The organism is Actinoplanes siamensis (assembly GCF_016862395.1).
In the GTDB taxonomy this organism is placed as follows: Bacteria; Actinomycetota; Actinomycetes; order Mycobacteriales; family Micromonosporaceae; genus Actinoplanes; species Actinoplanes siamensis.
This window is the reverse complement of sequence record NZ_BOMW01000132.1, coordinates 1-1,462: the sequence shown is the minus strand read 5'-3', so window position 1 is coordinate 1,462 and position 1,462 is coordinate 1. Positions and strand designations below refer to the sequence as shown.

Annotated in this window: 2 protein-coding genes and 1 pseudogene; all 3 read left to right on the top strand. The window is 66.3% G+C overall.

All coding sequences use genetic code 11. The features are described 5' to 3' along the window. Positions 1–160: 160 nt before the first annotated feature. A pseudogene (locus Asi03nite_RS39070) lies at positions 161–322 on the top strand (IS3-like element IS3502 family transposase); the annotation flags it as partial. Between the two features lie 117 nt (positions 323–439). Then, positions 440–835 carry a transposase gene (locus Asi03nite_RS37395; RefSeq protein ID WP_203685240.1) on the top strand — a complete coding sequence of 132 codons (396 nt, stop codon included), beginning with the start codon at positions 440–442 and terminating at the stop codon, positions 833–835. 75 nt (positions 836–910) lie between these two features. Further along, positions 911–1,372, top strand: a complete 462-nt coding sequence (locus Asi03nite_RS37390; RefSeq protein ID WP_203685239.1) for a hypothetical protein — start codon at positions 911–913, stop codon at positions 1,370–1,372. The last annotated feature ends 90 nt before the right edge of the window (positions 1,373–1,462 follow it).

The window sequence follows — 1,462 nt, the reverse complement described above, 5'->3', positions numbered from 1 at the left end:
CCACGATCTCGGGGTCAACCGGGAGACGCCGCGTAGCTGGGTCCGCGCCGATGACCAGCGCCGTGACGGCGGGTCCGGACGGCCAGCGGCAGCGGCGGTGAAGCCGGAGCCGGGTGCGGTAGAGGCGGAGAACGCCGAGCTGCGCCGGCGGGTCCGGGAGCTGGAGGAGGAACGCGACATTCTGCGGAAGGCGGCCCGGTATTTCGCCGGGGAGACGCGCTGGTGAACCGCTTCCAGTTCGTCGCCGACCACCATGAGCGCTACGGCGTGAAGCGGTTGTGCCTGATCCTGGGCGTGGCCCGGTCGAGTTACTACTACTGGACGTCGACCGCCGAGGCGCGGGCGGCCCGGCAGGCCACCGACACCGTCCTGGCCGGGCAGATCCGCACGGAGCTGGCCTGGCTGCGTAGGGAGAACGCCGAGCTGCGGATGCGGTGGTGTGACGTGCTCAAGCGCAGTCTGGCCTTCTGGGTCGAGGACACGATGGGCCGGTAGCCATGGCCGGGTTCATCGCCGCCTCCACAGAATCCTCGCCCGCTGTCCCGAGCTACGATCCGCCGTCGACCTGGTTCGCTCCTTCGCCGACATGATGACCCACCTGCACGGCGAACGGCTCCCCGCGTGGATCGCCGCGGCCGAACAAGCCGCGCTGCCCGGCATCAGCCGCTTCGCCGCCGGCCTGAACGCCGACCTTGCCGCGGTCACCGCCGGGCTGAACCTGCCCTTCAGCTCCGGACCCGTCGAAGGCAACGTCAACCGCATCAAGATGACCGAACGACAGATGTACGGCCGACCCGGATTCGATCTGCTCAGGAAGCGAATACTCCTGTCATGATTCCCATGCCAGGAACCTCGCACGCTCGAGAGGCTCTGGCGATGGCCCAATCCAGATCCGGTATAAGTACTGCTCGTGGACGTCACCTCATTCGATATGCGCTGGGAGATCGTTGGTTCCGGCTGGGCCAAGCTGACCTGGATCGCTGATGACGACGAGTTGCAGGTGATCACGTCTTACACCGGCCACGGACTTCAGGGCCTCCTTCGGGCCGCAGTCGATCTGCACCTCGGATCCGGGTCCTCCCTCGCCTGGCTGTCCGACGAACCCCATGCTCATGTCTTCCTCTTCACCGGCGCCGCCGAACACGTCTACGTCCAGATCCTTCGACTGCCCGACGAGTACGCGGAGGACCCCTGGATCGGCGCGAAGCGCCGATGGGCTGCCCGGATTCCGGTCCGTGCCTTCATCACAGCCGCAGTGAACATGGCCCAAGCAGTGCTCGATCAATACGGCGAGACCGGCTACAAACAGGCGTGGCGGAACATGTCGTTCCCAAGCCACGAACTGGCCGTTCTACGGAGCGAACGCACATAGTTGTCCCCTGCGGTCAACCGCGCGGCCGGCTTCACGATTTTCGCGCCAGAACCCCGTTCCCACGACCGAAGCCCCCCACGCCTTACTCAG